A 6862-nucleotide genomic window follows, 5' to 3' on the forward strand; every position below is an offset into this window, starting at 1 on the left:
CCCCCCCCAGCCGATACGGCAGGCCGCCCACCTTGGCCGCGTGCAGCGGATAGTCGAGGTTGGCGATCCGTGAGCCGAGCGGCAGGGCCTGGGCGTCGCGCGTGGCGACCAGGCGGCCGTCGGCGGGGTCGAACCAGGCCTGGGTGCGGCCGTTGGGCAGCCATTCGGCCTGCTGCCGCAGGCGCACGCCGATCAGCCCGCCCGGCTTGGCCGGCAGACTGATCACCCGCACCTCGGCGCCGGGATAGCGGGCCCGGGCCGCGCCGATCACGGCGGCCCAGTCCAGGTCCCCGGCCAGCTTGCCGCCCTTGACCTTCGGCGGCGCGGAGGCGGCCTTCATCACGGCCGGCGGGGTGAACGGCGCGCGCAGCGCGTCGGAGAACCATTTGAGGTTCATGGTCGCGCCCGTCGTCAGCGACAGGATCAGCAGGGGCGCGACCAGGGCGCCGAGGTCGCGGTGGTGGTGGACGATCGCCGCCCGCTTGGCCATGCGCGGCCAGAGCCGGACGTGGAACATCCGCCGCGTCGGCCACCACAGCCACAGGCCGGTGACCACGAAGCCCAGGCCGGCCAGGCCGGCGACGCCGCCGAAAATCTCGCCGGTGTCGCCGTTGAACAGGTGGTGGTGCAGGTCGAACAGCCAGACCTCCGGCCGGGTCCAGTTGGAGGTCCAGGCCTGGACGATCGCGCCGCTCTGGTCGGCATAGGCGGCGTGCTCGCCCTTGTAGGCCAGCTTGTGCAGGCCGAAGCGTTCGGTGGCCAGGACGATCGAGCGCGGCCGATCCGGCGCGGTGAAGATCCGCGTCGCCGCCGCCGCCAGGGTCGCGGTGTCCTGGACCTGGGCGTCGGCCGCGTGCGGCACGGTGGCGCGCAGATAGGCGTCCTCGTGCAGCAGCAGCGTGCCGGTCAGGCCCAGCACCGCCAGCAGCAGGCCGATCAGCCCGCCCGTCCAGCGGTGGATGAGTCGCAGGGTTTTCATCAGAAGCGGGTGTCCCAGCCCAGGGTGGCCGTCCGCCCGCGCCCGGCGAAGAACTTGTCGTTGGCCGGGTTGGTCGTGTCGGAATTGTAGCTGATATACTGCTTGTCCAGCAGGTTCTGGACGCCGAGCGACAGCGCCCCGACCGGCAGTTCGTAGCGGACGAAGACGTCGGCCAGGGTGTAGCCGCTGAAGTCGTCCTTCACCGTGCTGCCCTGCATGTTCCGCTTCAGGTAGGACTGCACCTGCAGGCGGGTGCTGAACTTGCCGCGCCGGTAGTCGGCGGCCAGGTTCAGGCGGTCGGGCGAGATGTTGGCGCCGTCCAGGTCCTTGTCGACCTTGCCGTCGGCGTTGGTGTCGGTCTTGCCGCGCAGGCGGGCGTAGCCGGTCGACAGCATCAGCCCCTCGACGGGCGTGCGGGCCCTCAGGTTCAGTTCCAGCCCCTCGATCTCGACCCGCTGGCGCTGGACGTCGAACACGCCCGTGCTGTTGGCCACCAGGAACTGGCCCAGCTTCGAGGACGACCAGAAATAGGTGGCGCTGGCGTCGAACGGCCCGCGCTTCAACTCGGCCCCGACCTCGCGGTTGTTGGAGACGATCGGGCTGATGTCGAGGAAGTTGTCGACGTCGACGCCGTCCTTGTTGATCGACCGCAGGATCCGCCCGACGTCGGGCACGGTGTAGCCCTCGGCGTAGCTGGCGTAGAGGCGCGCGCCCCTGGTCGGCTCGACCACGACGCCGCCATTGACCAGGGTGGCCTTGAACTCGGGCGAACCACCGCCGACGTGGCGCGCGCCATAGAAGGCCAGGGTCGTGAAGTCGTCGACCTTCAGGGTGACGTTCTCGAAGCGCGCGCCGCCGTTCAGGCGCACCTTGCCGTCGAGGAGCTTCAGGTTGCCCTGGACGAAGGGCGCCAGGCTCTCGAACTTGGTCGGCGGCACCCAGACGCGGTCCGTCTGGATCAGCAGTTGCTCGGTGCGGTCGGTCAGGCCGTCGAGACCGACCGTGGCGGTCAGGGCCTCGAAGCTCGGCACGGCGCGCTCGTAGCTGATCCGCGCGCCCAGCTTGCGCGAACGGTTGGAGGACTGGTCGTACAGCGTGCCCAGCGGGGCGATCGTCGCGTCCTGAAAGGTCACGCCCTTGTCGCCGCCGAAGGTGTCGCGCGTGCGGTTGAAGAACACCTGGGCGATCAGGTTGCCGCCGGCCAGGTCGGTGTTGGTCAGCGAGGCCGACAGCGTCTCGGCGCGGTTGGCCGCGGGCGTGCCCGGCACGGCGCCGCGCACGCTGGTGGCCGGCAGGTTGGCGGCGCGGACGCCGGCCTTGACGATGTAGTCGCCGTCGCCCTTCAGCTCGAAGCGGTTGGCCACCAGGTCGATGCGCGTGGTCTCGCCCAGTTGCCAGCCGAAGCGGCCGAAGAACGACAGGGCCTTGGAATCCTGGACGTCGCCCTGGGTGGTGTCGATGCCGACCCGGTGGCCGTCGCCGTCATAGAAGGCCCCTCGGGCCTCGTAGGCGGCGCCCACCGTGGCGTCGAACGCCCCGCCGCGCCAGCCGACCAGCCCGGCCAGCTTGCCGCCGGCGCTGTCGCCCAGGTCGTGGCCGACGCTGGCCTGGACCAGGGTGCGGCCGCTGATCCCATCCTGCTTGGGCGGACCGACCGTCACCTGGTTGACCACGCCACCGGTGGCGCCGATGCCCTGCAAGGCGTTGGAGCCGTAGATCAGCTCCACCCGGTCGATGAAGAACGGATCGATCGTATAGCCGTCGCGCGAGCCGTCGCGGATCGGGGTCGATTGCGGGATGCCGTTGATGGCGAACAGCGGCGAGCGGCCGCGCAGGCTCTCGCCCGCTCCCGACAGCTTCTGGCGGGTGGGCGAGAAGGACGGCGACAGGCTGGAAACCGCGTCGATCACCGAGCCGCTGATGGCCACCTGCTGCGACAGGCTCTGGGAATCGATGACGTCGACGGTCAGCGGCAGGGCGCTGGCCGGCAGGATGGTGCGGGCGGCCGTGACGATCACCTGCTCCACATTGGCCGGCGTGGCCTGGTCGTCGGCCAGATCCCCTGTCAAATCGCCGGCCAAATCGCTGGCTTGGGCGGCGGTGGCGACGGCGAGCGCGATCAGGCTGAGGCCCGCAAGGGCCGAGGCGCGGCGGCGACGCCCGCCGACGGGAAGGGTTTGCATGATGATCGACGCCCGACTGTGCTGAACTGCAGTTGGCGCCGCGTATAGCTGTTGTTGAGAGTGATTAGCAATAACTCCTTGCCCATTGCGCCCAGGCGCGCGCGGCGCTGGCGCGGGACGGCGCTTCCTCTCGAAAAGCCGTGCGTACAGGCCTCTTCGGGCCCATTTTCTGGATGGGTCCCAGGAGCCAGAAGGCGATGACGCATCATCCGGGAAAAACCGCCTTTGTCTTCGCCGGCGGCGGCAGCCTGGGCGCCGTTCAGGTCGGCATGCTCGGCGAGCTGGTACGGGCGGGCGAGCGGCCCGACTTCGTCGTCGGGGCGTCGGTGGGGGCGCTGAACGCCGGCTTCTTCGCCGGCAACCCCGCTCCCGACGGCGTCGCCCGTCTGGCCGAGATCTGGCGGAAGCTGAAAGGCGCCGACGTCTTCCCGCTTTCCGTGCGCGGCGCGTTCGGGTGGCTGAGCGGCTCGGGAAGCCTCTTTGATCCTTCGGGCTTGCGACGGGTCATCCAGACGCATCTGCCGTTCCGCAACCTCGAAGACGCGGAGATTCCCGTGCACGTCGTCGCGACCAATCTGGGAGGCGTTTCCGTCTGCCTGTCCCGCGGCCCGGCGATCGACGCGATCCTGGCCAGCGCGGCGATCCCCATCGTGTTCCCCTCCGTGCGCATCGGCGACGACGACCTGATCGACGGGGCGATCGGCGGCAACACGCCGATCCTCACCGCCGCCGAACTGGGTGCGGACCGGATCATCGTCCTGCCGACCGGTTTCGCCTGTTCGCTCGAGGCCCCGCCCTCCGGCGCGGTCGCGCGCGGCCTTCACGCCATCACCCTGCTGGTCGCCCACCAGATGGTGCGCGACCTGAAACTCCTGACCGGCTCGGTCCAGGTCCATGTGGCGCCGAACCTCTGCCCCCTCGACGTCTCGCCGTTCAATTTCATGCACTCGCACGACCTGATCAGGCGCGCCGCCGCCAGCACCCGGCTATGGATCCAGACGGGCGGCCTGACGCAACAGATCGTCCCCAGGGCGCTGCTCCCTCACCAGCATTGACGGAGCCGCGCCGGCGCTCACAGCGCGACCCGTCGCTCCACCCCCACCGCCTCGAGGAAGTCCTCGTCGTGGCTGGCGATCAGCAGGGCGCCGTCATAGCCGGCCAGGGCCCCCTCGACCGCCTGGATGGAGTCGAGGTCCAGATGATTGGTCGGCTCGTCGAGGATCAGCAACCGCGGCGGGGCGGCCGACATCAGCACGCAGGCCAGGGCGGCGCGCAGGCGCTCGCCGCCGCTCAGCGTCGCCACCCCCTGATGGGCGGCGACGTTGCGGAACAGGAACCGGGCCAGGGCGGCGTGGGCCTCGTTCTCGCCGGCGGCCGGGTTGAGGCGGCGGAAGTTCTCCAGGATGGTCTGGCCCTCGTCCAGCACCGCCGCCTTCTGGTCCAGCAGGGCGGCCGGGACGCCCCGCGTCACGACCCCCGCCGTCGGTTCCAGCAGGCCGGTCGCCAGCTTGATCAGGGTCGACTTGCCCGCCCCGTTGCCGCCGACCAGCCCCACCCGTTCCGGCCCGGTCAGCCGCAAGCCCAAACCCGACAGCACCGTCGGCCCGCCCGGATAGGCGAAGCCGACGCCGTCGAAGTCCAGCACCACTCTCCCGGCCGGCAGGCCGCAGGACGGCAGGTCGAAGGCCAGGCGGCGCAGGCGCTCGACCCGGGCGTCGGCGGCCTCGCGCAGCGCGGCGGCGTCCTGGGCGGCGCGGTCGGCCAGACGGCCCTCGCGCGCGCCGCTGTTCTCGGCGCGCTCGGCCCGAGCGCCGAGAAGGATCTTCGGCTCCGCGCCCTTGGCGGCCTGGCGGCGACCGGCCCCGTCGCGGCGCGCCTTGCGTTCGCGGGCGATCTGGGCGTCGCGGGCCGCTCGCCGCACTTCGCGCTCGGCGCTCTCCAGCGCGTGCTCGGCGGCGGCGACCGCCTGGGCCTTGCGCTCGGCATAGAGGTCGTAGCCGCCGCCATGGCTGGCCGCGCCCAGGCTGGACAGCTCGACGATGCGGTCCATGCCGCGCAGCAGGGTCCGGTCGTGGCTGACCACCACCGCGCCGAAGCGCCAGCGCCGCAGCACGTCGGCCAGCAGGCTGCGGGCGGCGGCGTCGAGATTGTTGGTCGGCTCGTCCAGCAGGATGACGTCGGGGGCGGCCACCAGCAGCCCGGCCAGGACCGCGCGGGTCACCTGGCCGCCGCTGAGCTCGGCGGCCGGGCACGAGGCGTCCCAGCGCGACAGGCCCACCTCGGCCAGGGCGGCGGCGACGCGGCCGGGCAGGGTCCAGTCGGCCTCGGCGAGGTCGTCGGCCAAGGTCTCGGGGGTCCCCTCCTCCGCCTCGATGCGGCACAGGCGGTCCCAGGCGGAGCCGACGCCCAGCAGGTCGGCCAGGCGCGCGCCCGGCGGCGGCGCATGGACCTGCGGCAGCACGCCGACCACGCCGGCCCGGGCGATCGTCCCCGAAGCGGGGGCCCGCGCACCGGCGATCAGGCCCAGCAGCGTGGACTTGCCCACGCCGTTACGGCCAACGAGGCCGATGCGCTCGGCCCCGATCGTCAGGTTCAGATTGTCGAAAAGGACGCGGCCGTCAGGCGTGGCGGCGCTTACGGAGTCCAGGGTGATGAAGGTGGGCATGCGAAACCATGGTCAGAACGGCGGGAAGGGCGAAACGGTCGTCCATCACACTGATCATGGCTGCCTCCATCGGTTGAATCCGGGAGGGGTCTTCTAGACGAGGGAACGCGGTTCGGCAAGTTTCAGGGCGATCGCACGGATCAATCTCGCGGCGTCGCCAGTTCGCGCACGGTCATCCGCTTGAAGTCGTCGACCAGGGCGGCGCCCTCGACGGCGTCGTAGGAAACGGCCAGGCGCATGGTCGCCTCGCCCAGATGCCAGATCAGGAACGCCGTCGAGGCGGTCCGCTCCGGATCGGAGTCGGGGCGAATCCGCATCATGGCCGCGGCCAGCAGCGCCCCGGCCGCCCGGCTCTCCGCCAGCTCGATCTCGGCCAGTTGCCGGTCGACCTGCATACCCGACCAGATGTCACGCATCACCGGCTCGGCCAGGAAGATCTGGTAGTACTGATCGACCAGGCCGGAATAGGCGGCCAGCAGGCCGTCGAGGCCGCGCACGTCGGCCAACGCCGCCTCGATGCACTTGCGGCTCTCGCCATTGAAGCGCTCGGCCAGGGTGCGGATGATCGCGCTCTTGTCCGGAAAGTACTGGTAGAGCGAGCCGATCGAGATGCCGGCCAGGTCGGCGATCTCGCTCATCTTCATCTGGTCGCTGCCCTTACGGGCGATCAGGTCGGAGGCAACCGCCAGGATCCGCTCCAGCCGCTCGCGGCTGCGCTGTTGGGCCGGGGCCCGGCGCGCCACGGTCGCCGCGATAGCCGCCTCTTCGGACATGGGCTTGGCCCTCCTCGAATGTGAGTATCGCTCAGATTATCGAGCACACCCGCGCCCGCAAGGGAAATCCGCCTTCACGATCGCGCTTGACAACAAAACATGAGGATTTATCACATTTGAATGTGAGTATCACTCACGTTCTTGAAGCGGAGCGGATCCATGACCAACACCACACGCGACAACGAGATTGCCGGCCCGACCCTGGTGCTTGGCGCCACCGGCAAGACCGGCCGCCGGGTCGCCGAGCGGCTGGGGGCCGCCG

General features: G+C 70.7%; 5 protein-coding genes. 1 reads left to right on the forward strand and 4 read right to left on the reverse strand.

The genetic code is table 11. The annotated features are described in order from the left end of the window. The coding region (locus tag PMI01_RS25745; RefSeq protein ID WP_007676724.1) for a PepSY-associated TM helix domain-containing protein at positions 1-979 on the reverse strand (979 nt) is incomplete at its 3' end. Next, complete coding sequence (locus tag PMI01_RS25750) at positions 979-3162, reverse strand: TonB-dependent receptor (protein ID WP_007676726.1); 2184 nt, start codon at positions 3160-3162, stop codon at positions 979-981. The genes PMI01_RS25745 and PMI01_RS25750, both read right to left, overlap by 1 nt. Positions 3163-3359: 197 nt before the next feature. Here PMI01_RS25750 and PMI01_RS25755 point away from each other — a divergent pair, with 197 nt between their 5' ends. Further along, on the forward strand, positions 3360-4217 hold the full coding sequence (locus PMI01_RS25755; RefSeq protein WP_007676727.1) for a patatin-like phospholipase family protein: 858 nt from the start codon (positions 3360-3362) through the stop codon (positions 4215-4217). Between the two features lie 17 nt (positions 4218-4234). Here PMI01_RS25755 and PMI01_RS25760 read toward each other — a convergent pair whose 3' ends face one another. Both PMI01_RS25760 and PMI01_RS25765 read right to left on the reverse strand, forming a co-directional pair. Further along, entirely contained in the window at positions 4235-5827 is a 1593-nt protein-coding gene (locus tag PMI01_RS25760; RefSeq protein ID WP_007676729.1) for an ABC-F family ATP-binding cassette domain-containing protein, read from the reverse strand. Between the two features lie 140 nt (positions 5828-5967). After that, positions 5968-6600 carry a TetR/AcrR family transcriptional regulator gene (locus PMI01_RS25765; protein ID WP_007676731.1) on the reverse strand — a complete coding sequence of 211 codons (633 nt, stop codon included), beginning with the start codon at positions 6598-6600 and terminating at the stop codon, positions 5968-5970. Between the last annotated feature and the right edge of the window lie 262 nt (positions 6601-6862).

Origin of the sequence: Caulobacter sp. AP07 (genome assembly GCF_000281955.1) — a bacterium.
Classification (GTDB): domain Bacteria; phylum Pseudomonadota; class Alphaproteobacteria; order Caulobacterales; family Caulobacteraceae; genus Caulobacter.

Excerpts from the sequence above, each read along its gene's own strand:
- PMI01_RS25750 (WP_007676726.1), bottom strand. The coding sequence starts at position 3,162 with ATGCAAACCCTTCCCGTCGGCGGGCGTCGCCGCCGCGCCTCGGCCCTT.
- PMI01_RS25755 (WP_007676727.1), top strand. The coding sequence starts at position 3,360 with ATGACGCATCATCCGGGAAAAACCGCCTTTGTCTTCGCCGGCGGCGGC.
- PMI01_RS25760 (WP_007676729.1), bottom strand. The coding sequence starts at position 5,827 with ATGCCCACCTTCATCACCCTGGACTCCGTAAGCGCCGCCACGCCTGAC.
- PMI01_RS25765 (WP_007676731.1), bottom strand. The coding sequence starts at position 6,600 with ATGTCCGAAGAGGCGGCTATCGCGGCGACCGTGGCGCGCCGGGCCCCG.